The 22,845-nt window shown below is 67.3% G+C and carries 13 protein-coding genes; 4 read left to right on the top strand and 9 right to left on the bottom strand.

Annotated elements, in window-relative coordinates:
• The first annotated feature begins 1 nt into the window (after nt 1).
• Genes ACEN9F_RS11650 through flgL form a run of 4 tightly spaced genes read left to right on the top strand, consistent with a single transcriptional unit; the run spans nt 2 to nt 5,453 of the window.
• A complete protein-coding gene (locus ACEN9F_RS11650) occupies nt 2–1,171 on the top strand; it encodes a flagellar basal body P-ring protein FlgI (protein ID WP_413420180.1) in 1,170 nt (389 codons plus the stop codon).
• 12 nt (nt 1,172–1,183) lie between these two features.
• Complete coding sequence (gene flgJ, locus ACEN9F_RS11645) at nt 1,184–2,164, top strand: flagellar assembly peptidoglycan hydrolase FlgJ (RefSeq protein ID WP_413420179.1); 981 nt, start codon at nt 1,184–1,186, stop codon at nt 2,162–2,164.
• Nucleotides 2,165–2,217: 53 nt separating this feature from the next.
• The gene (gene flgK, locus ACEN9F_RS11640) at nt 2,218–4,173 is read left to right on the top strand and encodes a flagellar hook-associated protein FlgK (protein ID WP_413420178.1); all 1,956 of its coding nucleotides are present in this window, start codon (nt 2,218–2,220) and stop codon (nt 4,171–4,173) included.
• Nucleotides 4,174–4,190: 17 nt separating this feature from the next.
• The gene (flgL, locus tag ACEN9F_RS11635) at nt 4,191–5,453 is read left to right on the top strand and encodes a flagellar hook-associated protein FlgL (protein ID WP_413420177.1); all 1,263 of its coding nucleotides are present in this window, start codon (nt 4,191–4,193) and stop codon (nt 5,451–5,453) included.
• A gap of 141 nt (nt 5,454–5,594) precedes the next feature.
• On the opposite strand, the gene ACEN9F_RS11630 is transcribed toward flgL, so the two are convergent.
• The 9 genes from ACEN9F_RS11630 to ACEN9F_RS11590 all read right to left on the bottom strand — a co-directional run bounded on the left by ACEN9F_RS11630 (nt 5,595) and on the right by ACEN9F_RS11590 (nt 22,842).
• The gene (locus tag ACEN9F_RS11630) at nt 5,595–16,307 is read right to left on the bottom strand and encodes an iron-regulated protein frpC (RefSeq protein WP_413420176.1); all 10,713 of its coding nucleotides are present in this window, start codon (nt 16,305–16,307) and stop codon (nt 5,595–5,597) included.
• 83 nt (nt 16,308–16,390) lie between these two features.
• Nucleotides 16,391–17,233 (bottom strand): flagellar biosynthetic protein FliR, encoded by an 843-nt coding sequence (gene fliR / locus ACEN9F_RS11625; RefSeq protein WP_413420175.1) that lies wholly within the window; start codon nt 17,231–17,233, stop codon nt 16,391–16,393.
• Nucleotides 17,234–17,334: 101 nt separating this feature from the next.
• Complete coding sequence (gene fliQ, locus ACEN9F_RS11620; protein WP_413420174.1) at nt 17,335–17,604, bottom strand: flagellar biosynthesis protein FliQ; 270 nt, start codon at nt 17,602–17,604, stop codon at nt 17,335–17,337.
• Between the two features lie 9 nt (nt 17,605–17,613).
• Nucleotides 17,614–18,390, bottom strand: coding sequence for a flagellar type III secretion system pore protein FliP (gene fliP, locus ACEN9F_RS11615; RefSeq protein WP_413420173.1), 777 nt, complete (start codon nt 18,388–18,390; stop codon nt 17,614–17,616).
• A complete protein-coding gene (gene fliO, locus ACEN9F_RS11610) occupies nt 18,380–18,988 on the bottom strand; it encodes a flagellar biosynthetic protein FliO (RefSeq protein ID WP_413420172.1) in 609 nt (202 codons plus the stop codon). The genes fliP and fliO overlap by 11 nt, the downstream gene beginning before the upstream one ends.
• Before the next feature lie 14 nt (nt 18,989–19,002).
• A complete protein-coding gene (fliN, locus tag ACEN9F_RS11605) occupies nt 19,003–19,431 on the bottom strand; it encodes a flagellar motor switch protein FliN (RefSeq protein WP_413420171.1) in 429 nt (142 codons plus the stop codon).
• 44 nt (nt 19,432–19,475) lie between these two features.
• Complete coding sequence (fliM, locus tag ACEN9F_RS11600) at nt 19,476–20,456, bottom strand: flagellar motor switch protein FliM (protein WP_413420170.1); 981 nt, start codon at nt 20,454–20,456, stop codon at nt 19,476–19,478.
• 10 nt (nt 20,457–20,466) lie between these two features.
• A complete protein-coding gene (gene fliL / locus ACEN9F_RS11595; RefSeq protein ID WP_413420169.1) occupies nt 20,467–20,985 on the bottom strand; it encodes a flagellar basal body-associated protein FliL in 519 nt (172 codons plus the stop codon).
• 204 nt (nt 20,986–21,189) lie between these two features.
• Nucleotides 21,190–22,842, bottom strand: coding sequence for a flagellar hook-length control protein FliK (locus tag ACEN9F_RS11590; RefSeq protein WP_413420168.1), 1,653 nt, complete (start codon nt 22,840–22,842; stop codon nt 21,190–21,192).
• Between the last annotated feature and the right edge of the window lie 3 nt (nt 22,843–22,845).

The raw sequence follows: 22,845 nt of genomic DNA, 5'->3' as shown, positions 1-22,845 counted from the left end.
TATGCACCGCACCCACCACATGATCACCGGCGCGCGCCGCACGGCCGGCGTCTGCAAGCTGGCGCTGCTGACCGCGGCGCTGGCCGGCCTGGCGCTGCTGTCGACGCCGGCCAGCGCCGAACACCTGCGCGACCTGGCCAGCATCGCCGGCGTGCGCCACAACCAATTGATCGGCTACGGCCTGGTCGTCGGCCTCGACGGCAGCGGCGACCAGACCACGCAAACCCCGTTCACCGTGCAGAGCGTGGTGTCGATGCTGCAGCAGTTGGGCGTGAACCTGCCGCAGGGCACGCAGCTGCAATTGAAAAACGTCGCCGCCGTGATGGTGACGGCGTCGCTGCCGCCGTTCTCGCAGCCGGGCCAGACGCTGGACATCACCGTGTCGTCGATGGGCAATGCCAAGAGCTTGCGCGGCGGCACCTTGCTGATGACGCCGCTCAAGGGCGCCGACGGCCAGGTCTACGGCATGGCCCAGGGCAATGTGCTGGTCGGCGGCGTCGGCGTGCAAGCCGGCGGCGGCGGTGGCGGCGGCAGTTCGCTGACCGTCAACCACCTGAGCGTGGGCAAGATTTCCGGCGGCGCCACCGTCGAGCGCGCGGTCGCTTCGGCGCTGGGCGAAAACAATATCATCCGGCTGGAACTGAACACCGCCGACTTCGCCACCGCCAGCCGCGTGGTCGAGGCCATCAACGACAAGTACGGCGCCGGCATCGCCTACGCGCTGGACAGCCGCGTGATCCGCGTGCAGGCGCCGAGCAGCAGCGACCAGCGCGTCAGCTTCATCGGCTCGCTGCAGGACATGCAGGTCAATCCGGCCGAGCAGCCGGCCAAGGTCATCATGAACGCGCGCACCGGTTCGGTGGTGATGAACCGCGCCGTCACGCTCGACACCTGCGCCATCTCGCACGGCAACCTGTCGGTATCGGTCAATGCCGACACCCAGGTCAGCCAGCCCAACCCGCTGTCGGGCGGCCGCACCGTAGTCACGCAGAACCCGCAGGTCGGCATCAAGGCCGACAGCGGCAAGGTGATGCTGGTCAAGGGCGGCGCCTCGCTGGCCGAGGTGGTCAAGGCGCTCAACGCCATCGGCGCCACGCCGCAGGACCTGCTGTCCATCCTGCAGGCCATGAAGGCCGCCGGTTCGCTGCGCGCCGAGCTGGAAATCATTTAAGCGGGTGACATCATGACCAGCCCAACTTCCAACACCACCGACCTGACCGGCAAGTTCGCGCTTGACGTCAAGGACATGGGCAGCCTGAAGCAGTCCGCCAGGGCCGGCAGCCCGGAAGCGCTGAAGTCGGCCGCGACGCAGTTCGAGGCGATGTTCGTCAACATGATGATGAAGAGCATGCGCGACGCCACGCCGCAGGACGGCATGATGGACAGCCAGCAGACCAAGATGTTCACCACCATGCTGGACCAGCAGACCAGCCAGAACATTGCCAAGAAGGGCATCGGCCTGTCCGACATGCTGATACGCCAGCTGTCCAAGACCAGCGACACCCAGGCGCTGGCGATCGGCGCCGACGGCAACACGGCCGCCGATGGCAACGGCGGCAGTTTCGGCGGCCTGGCCAGCCTGATGGACGCCAAGCTGCAGCGCGCCATCGCGGCGGCCGGCGGCAACGCTAGCGAGTTTGGCAACGGCGCGGCGCTGACCCTGGTCGGCAACGGCGCGGCCGGCGCCGCCAAGGGCTCGCAGGCGCCGCACGTGCGCAGCTTCCAGGACAAGCTCGGCGCGCACGCGGAAGAGGCCAGCCGCGCCACCGGCATCCCGGCCAAGTTCATGCTGGGCCAGGCGGCGCTGGAAAGCGGCTGGGGCAAGCGCGAGATCAAGGGCCGCGACGGCACCAACAGCAACAACCTGTTCGGCATCAAGGCCACCGGCGACTGGAAGGGCAAGGTGGTCGAGGCCACCACCACCGAATACGTCAACGGCAAGGCGCAGACCAAGGTCGAGCGCTTCCGCGCCTACGACAGCTACAGCGACAGTTTCAAGGATTACGCCAAGTTGCTGGCCAGTAATCCTCGCTATGAAAAAGTGCTGGCCAGCGCCGGCGACGCCGCCAGTTTCGCCCAGGGGCTGCAGAAGGCGGGCTACGCCACCGACCCCAACTATGCCAACAAGCTGACCAGCATCATCAAGCGCTCGCTGGCCGGCTAGTAAAGATTCGGCGCGGGCTGCCGTAAACGTCATATACAAAGAGTGTACATATCATGAGTCTTCTCAGCATCGGCAAAAGCGGTTTGTTGGCCGCCCAGGTGGGTCTGGCGACCACCGGCAACAACATCACCAACGCCGGTGTGGCCGGCTACAACCGCCAGGTCGCGATCCAGAACGATACCGCCACCCAGGACAAGGGTTTCGGCTTCGTCGGTACCGGCACCGAGGTGACGGCCGTGCGCCGCTATTACGACAACTTCCTGGCGACCTCGCTGCGCAACGCCGAGTCCAGCCAGGCCTCGCTGGACGCGTACACCAAGCAGATCAGCCAGATCGACAACCTGCTGGCCGATCCGACCGCCGGCCTGTCGCCGGCGCTGCAGGACTTCTTCAACGGCGTGCAGGACGCCACCTCGAACCCGGCGTCGTCGGCCTCGCGCCAGGCCATGCTGTCGAGCGCGGAATCGCTGGCGGCGCGCTTCCAGGGCCTGAGCGCGCGCATGTCCGAGATCGCCTCCGGCGTCAGCGGCCAGATCGTGTCCAGCGTCAGCGAGATCAACGCCTACGCTTCCGAGCTTGCCAAGCTGAACAACACCATCGCCGGCCTGACCACCGACGGCAAGGCGCCCAACGATCTGCTGGACCAGCGCGACCAGCTGCTGACCGAACTGAACAAGTTGGTCAAGACCACCGTGATCCCGGGCGACAACAATATGCTGACGGTGCAGATCGGCACCGGCCAGCCGCTGGTGGTGGGCAACAAGGCTTTCCAGCTGGGCACGTCGACCTCGCCGACCGACGCCAGCCGCGTCACGGTCGGCTATGTGACGTCGAGCGGCGCCTTCAGCGAACTGCCCGACTCGGTGCTGACCGGCGGCCAGCTGGGCGGCTTGCTGGAGTTCCGCGACGGCGCCATGGACCGCGCGCAAAATTCGCTGGGCCAGGTGGCGGCCGGGCTGGCGGTCAGCTTCAACGCCCAGCACGTGCTGGGCCAGGACCAGAACGGCGACCTCGGCACGCCGTTCTTCAATCCGATCAATGCCTATGTCGGGCCGAGTACCAAGAATTCGCCGCTCAGCACGGCCGAGATCAGCGCGGTGGTGACCGACGCCGGCGGCCTGACCGCCAGCGACTACAGCGTCGATTACGACGGCACCAATTTCAACGTCACGCGCCTGAGCGACGGCAAGATCACGCAGATCAATCCCTTCCCGCAGACCACGCCGCAGGTGATCGATGGCGTGTCCTACAGCATCACCGGCACCCCGGTGGCCAAGGACAACTTCCTGGTGCGGCCGACCTTCAACGCCGCCAAGGATTTCTCGGTCGCCATCCAGGACCGCACCAAGATCGCGCTGGCGGCGCCGATCGCCACCGCCGCGCCGACCAGCAACGCCGGCAACGGCAAGATCACGGCCGGCACGGTGGACGCCAATTACCTGACGCCGGGCAACGCGCTGACGGGGCCCGTCACGCTGAGCTTTGACCAGGCCAGCGGCACGCTGTCGGGCTTCCCGGCCACGCAGGACGTGACGGTGACGGTCAACGGCACGGCCACCGTGTATCCGGCCGGCACGCCGGTGCCGTACACCGACGGCGCCGCCATCAGTTTCGGCGGCGTCAGCTTCAACATCAGCGGCACGCCGGCCGACCTCGATACCTTCACGGTCGGTCCCAATGTCAGCGGCGTGGGCGACAGCCGCAACGGCGCCTTGCTGGCCGGCTTGCAAACGAAAAACATTTTAGATAATGGCAACGCCACTTACCAGACCACCTATGCCCAGATGGTCAACTTTGTCGGCACCAAGGCGCGCGAGGCGCAGATCGGCAGCAACGCCGCCGACGCCGCCGTGGTCCAGGCCACCAGCGCGCAGCAGAGCGTCTCCGGTGTGAACCTGGATGAGGAAGCGGCAAATCTGTTACGCTACCAGCAGGCCTACCAGGCCAGCGGCAAGGTAATGCAGGTGGCCAGCCAGTTGTTTGATACTTTGCTCAGCCTGGGCAATTAAGAAAGTAAGGTGGCACCATGAGTATGCGCATCAGTACCAAGACGATCTACGACCGGGGTGTGAACAACATCACCACGCAGCAGGCGGCGATGTCGCGCACCCAGCAGCAGCTGGCCACCGGCCGCAAGAACCTGACCGCGGCCGACGACCCGATCGCCACGGCGCGCGCGCTGGAAGTGACGCAGTCGCAATCGATCAACACCCAGCTGGTGACCAACCGCTCCAACGCCAAGGGCATGCTGTCGCTGGAAACCGTGGCGCTGGCCAGCTCGACCGCCATCATGCAGGATATCAAGGACCTAGCGGTCAAGGCCGGCAACGGTTCGATGACGCAAAAGGACCGCGAATCGCTGGCGGTGGAACTGGAAGGCCGGCTGTCCGACCTGCTGGGCCAGGCCAACACTTCGGACGGCGTCGGCGGCTATGTGTTTTCCGGCTATAAATCGACCACCTTGCCGTTCACGCAAACCGCCAGCGGCGCCGCCTACCAGGGCGACCAGGGCCAGCGCGAGCTGCAGGTCGGCTCCACCCGCAAGCTGCCGATCACCGATTCCGGCTCCTCGGTGTTCGAGAACAATGCCACCGGCAACGGCAGCTTCGTGACCGGCGTCGATGCGGCCAATTACGACCGCGGCGGCACCGGCATCATCAGCGCCGGCTCGGTCAAGGATGCGACCCAGCTGACCGGCCACAAGTACCAGATCGATTTCCAGGTGGTGCCGGCGTCGCCGGGCGTGTCCAAGGTGACCACCTATACGGTGACCGACCTGACCTTGAACCAGCCGGTGCCCGCCACGCCGGTGCCGGCCGTGCCGCAGCCGTACACCAGCGGCGCCAACATCACTTTCGACGGCGTGCAGTTCGACATCAAGGGCGACCCGGCCGACCTGGATAATTTCACGGTCGAACCGTCCACCAAGCAATCGGTGTTCACCACCGTCAGCGACATGATCAAGGCGCTGCGCGCGCCCGGCGACGGCGCGGCCGGGCAGGCCAGCCTGAACAATAAGCTGAACCAGTTGCAGATGAATATCGACAACGCCACCGACAATATCTTGTCGGTGCAGTCGGCGGTCGGCTCGCGCCTGAAGGAGCTCGACTACCTGGACAGCTCGGGCGACGACCTGGGCCTGCAATACGCGACCACGCTGTCGGTGTTGCAGGACGTCGACACGGTGGCGGCGATATCGCTGTTCACCCAGCAGCAGACCACGCTGACGGCGGCGCAGAAAGCGTTCACGACCATGAGCGGCCTGTCGCTGTTTAACTACATCAGCTGACGCCCCGCCTCCGCCCATAAAAAACTCCATGTGCGCATGACGCACATGGAGTTTTTTTTCGTCCGCGCAACGCACCCCGGTGTCAGTGCCGACATTCGGACATGAGCTCGTGTCCGAATGTCGGCACTGACACCGAAGGGCTTACTTGGCGGCCAGCATGCCGGCGGCGGGTTGCTTGCGCAGCCAGTCGTCGTGCTGCGCGGCGGCGGCGCCGCTGAGGCCGGCCGCGGCGTCGTATTGCCGCAGCTGCTCGCTCAGCGCCAGGACGCTGCCGCCCAAGCCGGCGGCGCTGGCGCTGGATTGCGCCGCCGCTGCGGCCGGCGTGGCCAGCTGGCCGGCGGTGCTCGTGCCTTCCGCCTGCTGGCCGTAGCTGGCGATGGCCTGCGTCAGCGCGCTGACCTGCGCCGCGCGGTCGGCCAGGAACCAGGCGTCGACCACCTGGCCGGTGCTGCCGTCGGTGCTGGTGTAGCTGGAGCTGAGGCCGATCCAGTTGTTGTTGTTCAGCTCGCTGACCTTGTCGGCCGCCACCGTCAGGCTGGCGATGTTCAGCGCCGCCAGCGTCTTCAGCTCGTCGGCCTGGCTGACGCCGTCCGCGTTGGCGTCGACCCACACGCGCAGGTCGCCGTACAGCGCGTCCCGGCTGTCGACCAGCCCGTCGTGGTTGCTGTCCAGGTCGGACAGCGCGGCGAAGCCGTCGCTGGCCTTGCCGCCGCCGCTGCGGTCGGTGGCGGTGCCGAACAATTCGCTGCCGTCGTTGATGACGCCGTCATGGTTGCGGTCCAGCGCGAGCAAGCCGTCGCCCGAGCCGACCCAGCCGGTCCGCACCTTGCCGCCGTCGGCGCGGATGTCGAACTGCACGCCGTCCAGGTAGTTCAGCGTGGCGATGCCGTTGCGGTCGAGGTCGAGGATCAGCGGGCTGGCCGACAGCGCCGCCTTTTGCGCGTCGCTCAGGGCGTTGCGCTGGGTGGCGCTCAGCGCGCTGACCTGGGCCATCGTCAACGCGGCGAGCTGGTCGACCGTCAGGCTGCTGAGCGAGGCGGCTTTCAAGCCGGCGATCTGCGCCGTCTTCAGCGCCGTGAGGTCGGCCGCATCCAGCATCTGCAGCTGGTCGGTGTTGAGCGCGTTCAGCGCCGCCAGCGAGAGCGCCGCGAACTTGGCCGAGTCGAGCGAACTGATCTGCGAGGTGGTCAGGCCCAGCACCTGTGTCGAGGCCAGCGCGGCGAGCTGCCTGGTCGACAGGGTGTTGACGGCGGAGTCGTCCAGGCTGGCGATCTGGTCGGACGTGAAGCCCGGAATCTGCGCCGTGGTGAAGGCGCTCAGGGAACTCAGCGCGTGCAGCTGGTCGGTGCTCAGTCCCTTGATCTGCGCCGCCAGCAGCGCCGCCACCGCCTTGGTCGACAGCGCGGCGAACTGGCTGGCGGTCAACACCGCCAGCTGCCTGGTGGTCAGCGTCTGCACCTGCGCCGTGGTGAAGCTGCCGACCGCCGTCAGGCTCAGGGAACTGAACTGGTCGCTGGTCAGGTAGGACAGCGTCAGGCCGCTGGCCTGCTGGGCGCTCAGGTTGCCCAGCTGTTCGGTCGACAGCTGCGCCACCTGCTTGGCGACCAGCGCGTGCATCTGCGCCGAGCCCAGCGAGCCGAAGCTGTCCGAGTCCAGCAAGCTCAACTGGTCGGAGGTCAGCGCCGCCACCTGGGCCGCGCTCAGGTTGCCCAGCGAGCTCAGTGCATTGATCTGGTCGGTGCTCATGGCCTTGATTTCGGTGGCCGTGAATCCCGGAATCTGCGCGCTGGTCAGGCTGGTAACCTGGTCCAGCGTCAGGGCGGCCACCTGGGCCGTGTTGAGCACGGCCAGCTGCGCGGAGCCCAGGGCTTGCAGGTCGCTCACTTCCATCGCCTGGATCTGGTCGGTGCCCATGCCCGGCAGCGCGGCCAGCGACAGCGCGCGCACCTGGGCGGTGGTCAACGCGACGATCTGGTCGGTCGTCAGGTTCAGCAGCTGGGTCTTGCTCAGCGTGGCGATCTGCGCGGTCTTCAGCGAGGCGATGTGGTCGGCGTCCAGCGACACCAGCTGGGCGGTGGTCAGCGCCGTGAATTGCAGCGCGGTCAGCGGGTTGAGCGAGGCCAGGCCGGCCAGCTGGTCGCTGCTGAGCGCCTTGATCTGCGCCGCCGTCATGGAGGCGATTTCGGCGGTGGTCAGCTGGCCCATCTGGTCGACGCTGAGCATGCTGATCTGCGCCGTGGTCAGCGCGGCGAACTGGCTGGTCTTCAGGCCGGCCAGGTCTTCCTGTTCCATGGCCGTCAGTTGATCGCTGTTGAGCGCGCGGATCGCGGCGGTGCTCACCGACTTCCATTGATTGACGCTCAGCGCCTGGATCTGGTGGGTGTTGAGCGAGGCGATCTGCTTGCTGGTCAGCGCGGCGATCTGCACGGTGGTCAGATTGCCCAGCTGGGTGTCGTCCAGCGCGCCCAGGCTGTCGGTGGACAGGCCGCCGATCTGCCGGGTGCCCAGCCAGCCGGACGGCAGCAGCGCGAATTGATCCGAGCTCAGGGCGTTGATTTGCTTCGAGGTCAGCGCGCGCACCTGCGCCGAGGTCAGCGCGGCCAGCTGGTCGTTGCTGATGGCCACCATGTCGTCGGTGGTCAGCGCCACGATCTGCAGCGTGCTCATGGCCGCCAGGTCGCCCGCTTCGATGGCGGCGAACTGGGTCGGGTCGAGCGCGGCGATGGAGCGGGTCGACAGCGAGCGCACTTGCTGCGTGCTCAGGTTGGCGATCTGGTCCGCCGTCAGCGTGTGCACCTGGTTGAGCGTGAGCGCGCCGATGGCGCCGGTGTTGAAGAAGCTGATCTGGTCGCTGGTGATGGCCAGTAACTGGTCGGTGCTCAGCGCCACCATCTGCGCCGAGCGCAGCGCGGCGATGTCGGCGCCCTCGATGGCGGCGATCTGGCCGGCCGTCAGCGCGGCCAGCGTGCGCGTGTTCATCGCCAGCATGTCGGCGGTTTCCAGCGCGACGATCTGGTCGGTGGTCAGCGACGGCGCCTGCAGGTTGCTCAGCGCGGCGATCTGGCTGGTCTTCATCTGCGCGATCTGGTCCGGCAGCAGCAGCGGCAGCTGGTCGGTGGTCAGCGCGCGGATCTGCGCCGTGGTCAGGCCGGCGATCGCGGTCAGCGCGGCCACCTGGCTGGCGGTCAGCAAGGGAATCTGGCTGACCTTGAGGCCGGCCACGCCCAGCGTCGACAACGCGGCGATCTGGTCGGTGGTCAGCGCCTGCAGCTGGTCGCTGCTGAGCGCCTGCAGCTGGGCCGACTTGAGGAAGGCGATGTCGCCCGCCTCGATGGTGGCGATCTGCGTCAGGTCCAGGCCCTTCAGGCCGTTGGTGCTCAGCGCGCCGACCTGCTCGCCGCTCAGCGCTTCCAGCTGGGCGGCGTTCAGGACCGACAGTTGCAGCGAGCTCAGCGCGCCGATCTGTTTGGTGCCGAGCGAGGCGATGTCGTCCACCGTCAGCGCGATGATGCGGTCGGTCGACAGCGCGGCGATCTGGTTGGTGGTGTAGTCGGACAGGTTGCCCAGCGCGGACAGTTGCGCCAGGCTAAGCACGGACAGCTGGGCCTGGCTGAAGGCGGCGATGTCGGCACTGCCCAGCGCGTGCAGCTGGTCGGTCAGCAACACTTGCATCTGGTCCGTGGTCAGCGAGCGCAGCTGGGCGGTGGTCATCGCCGCCAGGTCTTCGTTTTCGATGGCGACCACCTGGGTCAGGCTCAGGTGCGACACCATGCCGGTCGACAGCGCGCGGATCTGCGCGGTCGACAGCGCGATGAGCTGGGCGTCGGTCAGGCCGTCGGCCTGGTTGCTGCCGAGCGCGGCCAGCTGGCTGGTCTTGAAGGTGGTGAAGGTCGGCGTGGCCAGCGTGCTCAGCTGGTCGGTGCTCAGCGCCCGCATCTGTTGCGTGGTCAGCGAGGTGAGCGCGCTGAGCGCGCCCAGCATGCTGCTGTCCAGGTAGCCGATCTGGCGGGTGCTCAGCGCGGCGATTTCCAGCGTGGTCAGCGTGCCGTACTGGCTCAGCAGAAGATTGGTCAGCTGGTCGCTGGTCAGCGCCGCCACCTGGTTGCTGCTCAGCGCGCGCAGGTCGTAGTCCGGCAGCGCGTTGAGCTGGTCGGTCGGCAGCGCGGCGATCATCGCGGTCGACAGCGAGCGCACCTGGGCCGAGGTCAGCGCGACGATCTGCTGGGTGCTGAAGAATTGCAGCTGCGCCGTGGTCAGCGCGGCGACCTGCGCGGTCTTCAGCGCGGCGACCTGGGCCGGCGTCAGCGCCATGATCTGGTCGCTCGACAGGCCGCTGATCTGGCGCGTGCCGATGCCGTTCAGGCTGCCGAGCGCGGCGAACTGGTCGGTGTTCAGCGCGCCCATCTGGCGGGTGGTCAGCGCGGCGATTTCCTGCGACGTGAACGCGGCCAGCTGGCCCAGCGTCAACGCGGCCACCTGGTCGGTGCGCAACGCGGCGACCTGGGCGGTGCTGAGGGCGGCGATGTCGATCGCCTCGATGCTCGCGGTCTGCTCGGTGGTCAGCGCCGCCAGCACGGCCGTGCCCATGCCGCGTACTTGCGCGGTCGACAGCGCGACCACCTGGTCGGTGCCCAGCGCCTGCGCCTGCATGCTGCTGAGCGCGCTCAACTGGTTGGTCTTGAGCGTGCCGATCTGCGTCACCAGCAGGTTGTTGATCTGTTCGGTGGTCAAGGCCTTGATCTGCGCCGTGGTCAGCGGCGCCAGCGAGGCCAGGCTGTCGATCTGGCTGGTCGACAGCGCGCCGATCTGCCTGGTGGTCAGGCTGGACAGTACCTTGGTGCCGATCGCGCCGAACTGGTCGGAGGTCAGCGCCGCCAGCTGGTCGCTATTGAACGCGACGATCTGGTTGGTGCCGAGCGCGGCGATGTCGACCGCCTCGATCGCCTGCACCTGCGTGGTGCCCAGCGCGCCCAGCGTGGCGGCGTTCAGGCTGCGTACCTGGGCGGTGGTCAGCGCGACGATCTGGTCGGTGGTCAGGGCGCCGATCTGGCCGCTGGTCAGGCCGGCGATCTGGTTGGTTTTCAGCGTGGCGATGCTGCCCAGGCTGGCCACCTGATCGGTGGTCAGCGCGGCGATCTGCTTGCTGGTCAGCGGCGCCAGCGTGGCCAGGCTGGCCATCTGCCCGGTGGTCAGCGCATGCACTTGCTGGGTGCTCAGGCTGGCGATGTCCAGCGTGCTCAGCGCGGCGACCTGGGTCAGCAGCAGGTTGCTGACCTGGTCGGTGGTCAGGGCGGTGATCTGCTTGGTGGTCAGCGCCAGCAGGTCGGCGAGCTCGATCGCCTGCACCTGCGCGGTGCTCAGCGCGGCCAGCTGGGCGGCGCTCAGGGCCCGGACCTGCGCCGTGGTCAGCGCGACGATCTGGTCGCTGCTCAGGACGACGGCCTGGTCGGTGGTCAGCGAGGCGATCTGGCGCGTGGTCAGGTTGGCCAGGATGGACAGCGGCAGCGAGGCGATCTGGTCGGTGGTGAGCGCGGCGATGGCGGCGGTCGAGAAGCTGGCCAGCGACGACAGCGCGGCCAGCTGGGCGGTCGATAGCGCGGCCTTCTGGAGCGGCGTCAGCGCGGCGATTTCCGCCGTGGTCAGGCTGGTGATCTGCGCGGTGCTCAGCGACACCACCTGGTCGGTCGACAGCGCGGCGACCTGGCGGGTGGTCAGGATCGACAGTTCGGCATTGCTCAGCGCGGCGATCTGGTCGGTGGTCAGCGCCGAGATGGCGGCGGTGCCGATGGCGCGCAGCTGGTCGGTGCCCATGCCGAGGATTTGCGCGGTGGTCAGCGACGCCAGCTGGTCGGTCGACAGCGCGGCGAACTGGTTGGTCTTGAGCGAGCGCAGGTCGGCCAGGTTGAGGCTGGACACCTGGTCGGTGTTGAGCGCGCTCAGCTGTTTGGTGGTCAGCGCGCTCAGCGTGAGCAGCGCGTCGAGCTGCGCATTGTCCATGGCGCCCAGCTGGGTCAGCGTCAGCGCGGCCAGTTCGGCGGTGGTCAGCGCGCGCAGCTGCGCCGAGCTCAGCGCCAGCAGCTGGGCGGTGGTCAGCACGGTGATCTGGCGCGTGGTCAGCGACGCCAGGTCGCCGTTGGCCAGTGCGGCGATGCGGTCGGTGCCCAGCGCGGCCAGCGCGGCCGTGGTCAGCGCCCGCAGCTGCGCGGTGTTCATGGCGACCACCTGGTCGCTGGTCATGGCCGCAGCCTGGTCGGAGCCGAGCGCGGCGATCTGCGCGGTTTGCAGCAGCGCGAAGTCGTCCGTCCCCATCTGGGCGATCTGGTCGCTGGTGAGGGCGGTGATTTGCTTGGTGCCCAGCGGCGTGAGCGAGGTCAGCGCGGCGATCTGGTCGCTGCTCAGCACGGCCAGCTGGTCGGCCGTCAGCGCCCGCACTTCGGCGGTGGTCAGCGCGGCCATCTGGAACACGGTCAGCGCGCGCACCTGGTCGGTGCTCAGGCGGGCGATCTGCGAGGTCAGCATGGCGCGGACGTCGCGCGTTTCGATCGCGGCGATGGCGTCGGTGCTCAGCGCCGACAGCGCGCCGGTGCTCAGCGCCGAGATCTGCTGGCTGGTCATGGCGACGATCTGGTCGGTCGTCAGCGCGCGCAGCTGGTCACTGGTCATGGCGCCGAACTGGCGCGTGCCCAGGGTGGCCAGGTCGGCCAGCGTGATGCCGCCGATCTGGTCCGAGGTCAGGGCGCGGATCTGGCGCGAGCTCAGCGTGTTGAGGAAGCGCAGCGCGTCGATCTGGTCGGTGCTCAGCGCGGCGATCTGGTCGTTGGTCAGGGCGACGGTATCGGCGCTGTTCAGTGCCCAGATCTGCTCGGTTTGCAACGCGACGATCTGGTCGCTGGTGAACTTGCTGACCTGGCTGTCGTCGAGGGCGGCGATGTCGCGCGTTTCGATCGCCCGCACCTGGTTGGTGGTGAGCGAAACGATGTTCGCCGAGCTCAGGCCGCGGAACTGGCCGGTGCCCAGCGCGACGATCTGGTCGGTGGTCAGCGAGACGATCTGGTCCGAGTTCAGCACGCCGAGCTGGCTGCTGGCCAGCGAGGCCAGGTTGCGGGTGGTCAGCGACGACAGCTGCAGCGTGGTGAAGGAGCCGATCTGGCGGCTGTTCATGCCGGCCAGCGTGGACAGCGCGTTCAGCTGGTCGGTGGTCAGCACGCCGACCTGGTCGGTGCTGAGGGCGCCGACGGCGCCGCTGCTGAGCGCGGTGAACTGGTCGGTCTGCAGCGATACCAGCTGGTCGGTCGCCAGGCGCGCCACTTGCGCGGTCTGCAGCGCGGCGATGTCGCGCGTCTCGATCAGGCGCACCTGGTCGGTGGTCAGCGTGTTGAGCATGGCGGTGCTCATGGCGCCGTACTGGGCCACGGTCAGGCCGATGATCTGGTCGCTGGTCAGTCCCTGCACCTGGTCGCTGGTCAGCGCGGCCAGTTGGGCGTTGGTGAGGGCGACGACGTCCTTGCTCTCCAGCGCGCCCAGCTGTTGCGTGGTCAGCGCCTGGATTTGCGCGGTGGTCAGCGGCAGCAGCGATTTCAGCGCGACGATCTGGTCGGTGGTCAGCGCCGCCAGTTGCTCGGCGCTCAGCGCCTGCTGGTCGACGGTGCTCAGCGCCGCGATCTGGTCGGTGGTCAGCGCGGCGACCTGGTCGCTGCTCAAGGCGCGGATCTGGGCGGTGGTCAGCACGGCGAAGTCGCGCGTTTCCAGCGCCTGCACCTGCGCCGTGGTCAGCTCGTTGAGCAGGGCGGTGCTCAGCGCGACGGCCTGGGCGGTGCTCAGCGCGACCAGCTGATCGCTGGTCAGCGCCTGGACCTGGTCCGAATTCAGCGAGGCCAGCTGGCTGCTGGTGAGCATGTTGATGGTGCGGGTGGCCAGCGCGGCGATCTGGCTGGTGGTCAGCGACTGGATCTGCACGCTGGTCAGCGGCAGCAGCGACTTGAGCGCGACGATCTGGTCGGTGCTGAGCGCGGCCAGCTGTTCGGGGCGCAGCGCCAGCGCGTCGTTGGTGGTCAGCGACAGGATCTGGTCGGTGCTCAGCGCGACGATCTGGTCGGTGTTCAGCGCGACCACCTGGGCGGTGGTGAGCGCGGCGATGTCGCGCGTCTCGATCGCGCGGACCTGGTCGGTGCTCAGCTGGGCCACCATGCCGGTGGTCAGCGCGGCGACCTGGCCGACGGTCAGCATCGCCACCTGGTCGGTGCTCAGCGACAGGATCTGGTCGCTGCTCAGCGCCGCCAGCTGGTCGCTGCTCAGCGCCACCAGGTCCTGGGTTTCCAGCGCGTGCAGCTGGTCGGTGGTGAGCGCCCGGATTTGCGCGCTGCCCAGCACCATCAGCGATTTCAGTGCGACGATCTGGTCGGTGGTGAGCGCCGCCAGTTGCGCCGGCAGCAGCGCCTGCTCGTTGGCGGTGGTCAGCGCGGCGATCTGTTCGGTGCCGAGCGCGGCGACCTGGTCGCTGCTCAGCGCCAGTATCTGGCTCGTGGTCAGCGCGGCGAAGTCGCGCGTTTCAATGGCGCGGACCTGGTCGGTGCTCAGCTGGCTGAGCATGTCGGTGCTCAGCGTGGCGACCTGGCCGGTGATCAGCAGCGCCACCTGGTCGGTGCTCAGCGCGGCGATCTGGCCGGCCAGCAGCGCGGCCAGCTGGACGCTGGTGAGGGCGGCCACGTCCTGGGTTTCCAGCGCGTGCAGCTGGTCGGTGGTGAGCGCCTGGATTTGCGCGGTGCTCAGCGGCGCCAGGGTTTTCAGCGCCACGATCTGGTCGGTGGTGAGTACCGCCAGTTGTTCCGGCAGCAGCGCCCGTTCGTCGGCGGTGCTCAGCGCGGCGATCTGGTCGGTCGTCAGCGCGGCGATCTGGTCGCTGCTCAGCGCGCGGATCTGGGCGGTGGTCAGCTGCGCGAAGTCGCGCGTCTCCAGCGCCTGCACTTGCAGCGTGGTCAGCTGGGTCAGCCAGGTGGTGGTCAGCGCCACCACCTGGCCGGTGGCCAGGGCGATGAGCTGGTCGCTGGTCAGCGCGTGCACCTGGTCTTCGCTCATCGCGGCCAGCTGGGTGGTGCTGAGGGAGAGGATGTCGCGGGTCGCCAGCGAGGCGATCTGGTCGGTCGTGAGCGACTGGATCTGGCGGCTGCTCAGCGGCAGCAGCGACTTGAGCGCGGTGATCTGGTCGGTGGTCATCGCGGCCAGCTGCTCCGGCAGCAGCGCCACGGCGTCGTTGCTGGTCAGCGCCAGGATCTGCTCGGTGCTCAGCGCCAGCAGCTGGTCGGTGCCCAGCGCGCGCACCTGGTTGGTGGTCAGCGCGCCGATGTCGCGGGTTTCGATGGCGTGGATCTGGCTGGTGCTCAACTGGCTGAGCATGCTGGTGGTCAGCGCGGCGATCTGGGCCGTGGTCATCAGCGCCACCTGGTCGGTGCTCAGCGCCGCGATCTGGTCGGGCGTCAGCGCGGCCAGCTGGGCGCTGGTCAGGGCCACCAGGTCGCGGGTCTCCAGCGAGACCAGCTGGGCGGTGGTGAGCGCCTGGATTTGCGCGGTGCTCAGCGGCAGCAGCGATTTCAGCGCGGCGATCTGGTCGGTGCTGAGGACGGCGATCTGGCCGGCGCTCAGCGCCTTGGCGATGTCGGTGCTCAGCGCGGCGACCTGGTCGGTGCTCAGCGCGGCCAGCTGGTCGCTGGCCAGGGTGCGGATCTGCCGGCTGGTCAGCGCGACCATGTCGCGCGTCTCGATGGCCTGCACCTGGGTGGTGCTCAGCAGGCCGATCATGGCGGTGGTCAGCGCCGCCACCTGGGCCGTGCCCAGGCTGACGATCTGGTCGGTGGACAACGCCACCACCTGGTCCGGATTCAGCGCGGCCAGCTGGGCCGTGCTGAGGGCGGCGATGGTCTTGGTGGCCAGCGCGACCACCTGGTCGGTGGTCAGCGCGGCGATCTGGGCCGAATTCAGCGTGGTCAGCGAGCTCAGCGCGACGATCTGGTCGGTGCTCAGCAGCGGCAGCTGGCCGACCGTCAGCGCGGCGATTTCATTGCTGCGCAGCGCGTGCGCCTGGTCGGTGCTCATGCCGGCCAGCTGGACGTCGGTCAGGGCGGCGATCTGCCGGCTCGACAGCCAGACCAGGTCGCGGGTTTCCAGCGCGCCGAACTGGTTGCTGGTCAGCGCGACCAGGGTGGCGGTGGTCAGCGTGCTCACTTGCAGCGTGCTCAGCTGAGCGATCTGGTCGGTGGTGACGGTGCTCAGCTGGCCCGCGGTCAGCGCGTTGACCTGGCTGGTGGTGAGCTGCTGCAGCGCGCTCGAGGACAGCGAAGCCACCTGGTCGCTGGTCAGCGCGGTGATGGCGGCGGTGCTGATGGCGCCCACCTGCTGCGAGCTCAGCGCGGCGAGCTGGTCGGTGGTCAGGTTGACGATCTGGTCGGACGAAATGGTATTGATCTGCAGCGTCTGCAGCGCGCGCATGTCGGCGGTTTCCAGCACGGCCAGCTGGGCGGCGCTCAGCACGTTCAGCTGGCGGCTGGTCAGGGCCGTCATTTCACGCGTGCTCAGCGCCACCAGCTGCTCGGTCTTGAGGGTCAGGACCTGGTCGCTGGTGAGGGCGCCGATCTGGGCGTTGGTCATGGCCGGGATGCCGTCGGTGGTAATGCCGAGTATGCCTTCGAGACTGAGGCGCGACAGTTGCAGCGTGGACAGGGCGTGGATGCCCGCCGTGCTCATCGCGCCGATCTGGTCGGAGCTGAACGCTTGCATGTCCTCGGTCGTGAGCGTGGTGATCTGCGCCGTGGACCAGGCTGCGATCTGGTCCGTGTCAAAGGTTGGAACTTGCGTCGTCATTACAGGGTCTCCCGGGAAGCTCCCATGATAGCGTAAATTGCCCCATGGAAACCAAAATTAAGCTGGCTGGCGATTGAATTTGGCTATGGTTGCAGGCCCGGAGGTCGAACCGGCAAGCTTGCCGGTTTGACTGGCGGCGGACGTTGCGACCAGGTGCGCGGCATCAGCCGCACGCGTTCTATGCCTTCCAAAAACAGGTTTTGCACGGGCGTTCCCAGGTAGGGCAGGGTCATGGCGATCACCAGCAAGCCCACCCCCAAGGTGATCGGGAACCCGATGCCGAACAAATTCAGTTGTGGCGCCGCGCGCGTCAAGATGCCCAGCGCCACGTTGGTAATCAGTAAAGCCGCCACGATGGGCAGCGACAGCTGCACACCGGTGCTGAAAATCTTGCCGCCCCAGTCGGCCAGCTGCTTGAAGCCGCCGCCGTAGATCGGTGTCGCCGAGATCGGCAGCGAGGAAAAACTCTCCACCAGCGCCGCCAGCAGCACCAAGTGGGCGTTCACCGCCAGGAACGCCATGGTCGCCACCAGCGACAGGAACTGGCTGATGGCCGACGAGCGCCCCTGGGTGGCGGGATCGAAAAAGGTCGCAAACCCAAGGCCCATGGTCAGGCTGGAAATCTCGCCCGCCATCTCCACCGCCGCGAAAATGATGCGGATGGTGAAGCCCATCGCCAGTCCCACCAGCATTTCCTGCGCCAGGATCAGCAGCCCGGCCAGCGACAGCGGGTCGGCGGCCGGTCCCGCCGGCACGGCCGGCGCGACGATCATCGCCAGCAGGATTCCCAGGCTGAGCTTGATGCGCACCGGCACCGCGCTGTTGCCGAACAGCGGCGAGGCCGCGATCAGCGCCATGATGCGCGCGAGCGGCCACAGCAAACCCGCGACCCACATATTGATATCGGCGGACGAGACGGTAATCATGAGGGTTGGCGTCCCGCTGTTACATTTCCGTCAGGCATCAATGTCAACATTCTAAGCGAACTTTTTATAAAATCGGAAACTGTTACATATTGGCAAAATTGCTATCCCACAAGAAGCGGAATGCCGCCGAAGACCTCGCGCATATAGTCCAGCATCACCGACAGCATCCACGGCCCGGCCACCACCAGCGCGACGAAGATGCCGACCAGCTTGGGGATGAAGGACAGCGTCTGCTCGTTGATCTGGGTGGCGGCCTGGAAGATGCTGACCACCAGGCCGATGATCAGCGCCACCAGCAGCATCGGCGCGGCCACCATCAGGGTGATCTCCATCGCGTGGCGGCCCATCGTCATCACGCTTTCGGGTGTCATCGCGGCCTCCTAGTAGAAACTCTGGGCCAGCGAGCCGAGCAGTAGTTGCCAGCCATCCACCAGCACGAACAGCATCAGCTTGAACGGCAGCGAAATCACCGCCGGCGACATCATCATCATCCCCATCGACATCAATACAGAGGCGACCACCATGTCGATAATCAGAAATGGAATGAAGATGGCAAAGCCGATCTGGAACGCGGTTTTCAGTTCGCTGGTGACGAAGGCCGGCACCAGGATCCGCAGCGGCACGTCTTCCGGCCCCTGCAGGGCGGGGCTGCGCGACAATTTGACGAACAGCGCCAGGTCGGCCTGGCGGGTCTGCTTCATCATGAAAGTTTTTAATGGGGCCGCGCCCTTGTCGAGCGCTTCGGTCATGTTGATCTTGCTTTCCTGCAGCGGCAGGTAGGCTTCGTTGTAGATCTTGTCGAAGGTCGGCCCCATCACGAACAGGGTCAGGAACAGGGCCAGGCCGACGATCACCTGGTTGGGCGGCGCCGATTGCGTGCCCAGCGCCTGGCGCAGCAGCGACAGCACGATGATGATGCGGGTGAACGCGGTCATCAGCAACAGCGCGGCCGGGATGAAGGTCAGCGCCGTCATCAGCAGCATGGTCTGGATCGGCAGCGTGTAGTTGGTGCCGCCGCCGGCGGCCGGCGTGGCGTTCAGGGCCGGGATGCCGATGTTCGATTCCGCGCCCGCCAGCAGCGGCAGCGCCAGCGCGCCCAACATCAGCAGGGATTTGACGGCCGTAGCCCTGGAGATGCCGGCCAGCTTATTTGCCATTGCGCTTGTCTAAGGTTTGTTTGAGCCATTCGGCGAAGTTGGCGGTCGGCACGCTCGCCGTGGTCGCCGGTTCGCTGCTTTCCTGGCGCGGCATGGTGGCCAGCGCGTTCATGCGGCCGGGCGAGGCGCCCACCACGATCCATTGCTCGCCCACCTCGACCACCAGGATGCGCTCGCGGGTGCCGACGCTGAGGCTGCCGACCAGCTTGACGTTGCTGTTGCCGCCGCCGAAGTTCTTCGGGCCGAAGCGCTTCAGGAACCAGGCCAGGCCCAGCATCAGGGCCAGCACGAACAGCAGCGCGAAGGTGGTTTGCAGCAGGCCGCCGCCGGCCGACGTGGCGCCGGCCGCCGGGGTAGGGATGGTCATGGCCAGCGGGCCGGGCGGCGTTGCCGGCGCGGCGGCCGGGGTTGCGGCTGCCGCTGCCGGGCCTGGCGCCGGGTCGGCAACCGCGCCGGCCGGCGCCGCCGGCGTTTCGGCCGAGGCCGCCGGCGCCGCCGTGCTGCTGGCGGCGGCATGGCCGCCGCCGATGGTGCCCGAGACGGTGCGCTGGGCCATTGCGGGCGCGGCGGCCAAGGCCGCCGCGAGGATGAGGGTCAAGGTCAGTCCGTGTTTCATTTATTCAATTTTCGGATACGTTCGGACGGCGTGATGATGTCGGTCAGGCGGATACCGAACTTGTCGTTCACCACCACCACCTCGCCCTGGGCGATCAGGCAGCCGTTGACCAGCACGTCCATCGGCTCGCCGGCCAGGCCGTCCAGCTCCACCACCGAGCCCTGCGCCAGTTGCAGCAGGTTCTTGATGGCGATCTTGGTGCGGCCCAGTTCCACCGTCAGCTGGACCGGGATATCGAGGATGAAGTCGATGTCGTTATGCGTCTCGGTCTTGCTGGGCGTGCTGGAAAAGTCCTTGAACACGGCGGCGCTGGCCGCCTGGGCCTGCTGTTTTTCCAGCGCCGCGGCTTCCGCCTGGGCTTGCTCGGCAATCGCCGCGCCCCATGGGTCGTCATCCATGGCCTGGTCGTCTTGATTATCCGACATATTTCTCTCCTGTATTGCGGTCACCGGCGGCGTGTGCGCCGGCGTTATTTAATGTTATCGGCATTGGCGAGCAGTTTCTCCACCTTCAGCGCATATTGTCCGTTCATCACCCCGTAGCTGCAATCCATCACCGGCACGCCGTCGACCGTGGCCGAGATCAATTCCGGTATCGTCAGGGGGATGATGTCGCCCACCCGCATATTGAGGATTTCGTCGAAATTGACCTTGGCCGTGCCCAGCGACGCCACCACCTCGACTTCGGCGATCTGGATCTGCTGCGTCATCAGGCGGATCCAGCGCTTGTCCACTTCCAGCGCCTCGCCCTGCAGGCTGGAGGTCAGCGAATCGCGGATCGGCTCGATCATCGAGTACGGCATGCAGAAGTGGATCTGGCCGGACACCGATCCCAGCTCCACCGTGAAGGTCGACGCCACCACCACCTCGTTCGGCGTGGCGATGTTGGCGAACTGGGTATTCATTTCCGAGCGGATGTACTCGAACTCGACCGGGTAGACCGGTTCCCACGACTTGGTGTAGGCCTCGAACACGATGTCCAGGATGCGCAGGATGATGCGCTGCTCGGTCTGGGTGAAGTCGCGGCCCTCGACGCGGGTGTGGAAACGGCCGTCGCCGCCGAACAGGTTGTCCACCAGCAGGAACACCAGGCCCGGATCGAACACCATCAGCGCCGTGCCGCGCAGCGGCTTCATGTGCACCAGGTTCAGGTTGGTCGGCACCACCAGGTTGCGGATGAACTCGGAATACTTGGAGACCCGCACCGAGCCGACCGACACCTCGGCGCTGCGGCGCAGGAAGTTGAACAGGCCGACGCGCAGCAAGCGGGCGAAGCGCTCGTTGATAATTTCCAGCGTCGGCATGCGCCCGCGGACGATACGTTCCTGGGTGGCCAGGTTGTAGGTCCGGACTCCCGCGACGTCTTCCTGCGCCTGGACGTCGTCCTGGTCGCCATTGACGCCCTTCAGAAGGGCATCGACTTCTTCCTGGGAGAGAAAATTATCAGCCATGACTTTCTACTTACTGAATGATAAAGGACGTGAACAGGACATCTTCGACTTCCTGCTGCGAGCCGCGGTCTTCAAACGGTTCGCGCAATTGGGTGATGATTTCCTTGGCCAGCTGGATCTTGCCTTCCGGCGTGTTGATGTCCGCGGCGCGCTTGCTCGACAGCAGCAGCAGCATGCGGCTGCGCACCTTGGCCATGTTGTTCTTGATGTTTTCCTTCTCTTCCAGGCCGCCCACCTCCAGCGTGAACGCCACTTGCAGATACTGGTCGGCGCCGCTCTCGCCCGGTTGCAGGTTGACGGTGAACGGTTCCACCGGCACGTATTCCGGCGGGCCGACCGGCTTCTTGGACTTCTTGCCTTTCTTCGCCGGCGCTTCATGTTCTTCGCCGGCATCGGCCTGGCCGTGCAGGAAGAACCAGGCGGCGCCGCCACCCGCGGCGGCCAGCACCAGCACGACCGCCAGGATGATGATGATCAGTTTTTTGCTGCCGCCACCCGCAGGGGCTTCAACTTTCTGATCGGCTTTCATTTTTGGGTTCGCTTTCAAAATAGCCCTTGCTTGGTGCGGAAGTGGATCATGACGCCATTATGTCATTATCAGTTGAGCCTGCGCAGTTGGATACGCCGAAAAGAGGGGCGTTCCGGGCACTGCTTAACGTTTCCTTAGTGTAACAGACAACAAAACCGGGAGGGCAGGGGCGCCGGTCCCGGTTTGGCTGGTGCGGGCCCGGGATCAGGCGAAAGTATCGACCGCGCCGGCCGGTGCGCGGCGCGCCGGCGGGGCGCTGCGCGGCGGCTCCGCGCCCGTGGCGCCGCTGTCGCCGCCGAAACGGGCACTGGAACCGCCGCCGCCGCCGTTGCCGCCCTGCGCCGAGCCGGCCTGCTGGCTGAAACTGTTGTTCTGGTCCGACATGCCGGCCGACACGGTGGCGCTGCCCAGCTGGATGCCGGCCTCGCCCATCATTTCTTTCAGCTTCGGCAGCGCCGCTTCCAGCGCCTGGCGCACTTCCGGCGCGGCCGAGCTGAAGGCGGCGGTGGCCTGGTCCTTGTTGATGCTCAGTACGACCTGCAGCGGACCCAGGTCCGGCGGATTCAGTTCCATGGTGGCGCTCTGTTCGCCGCCGGCGGCCATGAAGACGATCTTCTGGCCCAGTTGCTGGTCCCAGGCCTGGGTGCCGACACGGCTGCTGAGCTTGTCGGTCGGCACGGTCGTGGCGGCCTTGGCGATTTCCTGCGCGGCACGGGCGGCGGTCGGCGCGATGGCGGCCGGCGCGGCCTCCTTCAGCGCCGTGGCGAATTCGGTGGCGGCGGCGGTCTTGGTCGCGGTGGCGTTGCCCGGCTCCAGCTGCGCCGGATCGGCTTGCTGCTGGGTTTGCGTCAATTGCGGCTGGCTGTCGCCGGCTGGCGCCGCCTTGGTTTCGATGCGGTTGATGACGTCGGTGCCGGTTTTCGGCGCGGCGGCGGTGTCGGCCACGGCGGCGGTATCGGCCGCCTTGTCGTCCTTCAGCGTTGGCGCCGGCTTGGTGTCGGCGGCGGCTGGCGTGGCGGCGGCCACCACCGGCTTGAGATTGCCGTTGGCGGCGGCGCCGTCGGCGGCGGCGGCAGCGGCGGCATCGGCGGCGGCTTGCGCGGCCGAACCGGCCTGGCCCAGTGCCGCCTTGAAGTCCTTGGCGGGGGCGCCATCGGCGCCGGCCTTGGCCGCTTGCAGCGCGGCGGCGTCCAGTACGGCGTCGCCGGTGTCCTGCACGCCGGCTGCGGCGGCATCGGCGGCGCCGGTCTCGCCGGCCGCGGCGCTGGCCGCCAGGGCTGCTGCTGCGGCTGCTGCTTCGGCGGCGTCGGCAGCCAGCGTGGCGGCGCTGCCGCCGGCTGTCGCCGCCGGGGCGATCGCCGCATCGGCGGCATCGGCAACCGGTACGCTGGCAGGTGCCGCCGGTTGATTAAAGGCGGCCACCAGGGCCAGCATGTCGGCTACCGGATCGGCCGATTGCGCGGCCTGGGCATCGCTGCTGGCGCTGTCGGCGGCGCTGTCCTCGCTGTCGCTGCTGGCGGTCTTGGCCGGCGCCGGGGCGGACGCGGCGGGCGCTTCATTCGCGGCGGCGGCCTGCTTGGCCTGGTCGGCCGCGTCGGCCTGGGTGTTTTGCTGTTGCTGGGCGGGCTTGGCCGGCGCCGCCTGCTTGGGCGCGGACGAGCGCGACGCGGCCGGGCGGTCAGCCGCCTTGGCCGGCGCATTCGAACTGCCGGCATTGGCCTGGCGCTGATCCATCTCGCGCGAAAGTGCTTGCTTGAACGAATTATCCGCACCGCCCGCGCCCAGGTTCAGGTTGACCTTGGGCGCCGCCACCGCGTTGGCGTTCAGGGTAGGAATTTGAAGGTTCGGAGTTTGCATGTT

The sequence above is a fragment of the Duganella sp. CT11-25 genome, assembly GCF_047302815.1.
Taxonomy (GTDB): Bacteria; Pseudomonadota; Gammaproteobacteria; order Burkholderiales; family Burkholderiaceae_D; genus Rugamonas.
Note: the sequence above shows the minus strand (reverse complement) of the source record. Positions and strands in the feature narration are given on the sequence as shown.

Excerpts from the sequence above, each read along its gene's own strand:
- ACEN9F_RS11650 (WP_413420180.1), top strand. The coding sequence starts at position 2 with ATGCACCGCACCCACCACATGATCACCGGCGCGCGCCGCACGGCCGGC.
- flgJ (WP_413420179.1), top strand. The coding sequence starts at position 1,184 with ATGACCAGCCCAACTTCCAACACCACCGACCTGACCGGCAAGTTCGCG.
- flgK (WP_413420178.1), top strand. The coding sequence starts at position 2,218 with ATGAGTCTTCTCAGCATCGGCAAAAGCGGTTTGTTGGCCGCCCAGGTG.
- flgL (WP_413420177.1), top strand. The coding sequence starts at position 4,191 with ATGAGTATGCGCATCAGTACCAAGACGATCTACGACCGGGGTGTGAAC.
- ACEN9F_RS11630 (WP_413420176.1), bottom strand. The coding sequence starts at position 16,307 with ATGACGACGCAAGTTCCAACCTTTGACACGGACCAGATCGCAGCCTGG.
- fliR (WP_413420175.1), bottom strand. The coding sequence starts at position 17,233 with ATGATTACCGTCTCGTCCGCCGATATCAATATGTGGGTCGCGGGTTTG.
- fliQ (WP_413420174.1), bottom strand. The coding sequence starts at position 17,604 with ATGACACCCGAAAGCGTGATGACGATGGGCCGCCACGCGATGGAGATC.
- fliP (WP_413420173.1), bottom strand. The coding sequence starts at position 18,390 with ATGGCAAATAAGCTGGCCGGCATCTCCAGGGCTACGGCCGTCAAATCC.
- fliN (WP_413420171.1), bottom strand. The coding sequence starts at position 19,431 with ATGTCGGATAATCAAGACGACCAGGCCATGGATGACGACCCATGGGGC.
- fliM (WP_413420170.1), bottom strand. The coding sequence starts at position 20,456 with ATGGCTGATAATTTTCTCTCCCAGGAAGAAGTCGATGCCCTTCTGAAG.
- fliL (WP_413420169.1), bottom strand. The coding sequence starts at position 20,985 with ATGAAAGCCGATCAGAAAGTTGAAGCCCCTGCGGGTGGCGGCAGCAAA.
- ACEN9F_RS11590 (WP_413420168.1), bottom strand. The coding sequence starts at position 22,842 with ATGCAAACTCCGAACCTTCAAATTCCTACCCTGAACGCCAACGCGGTG.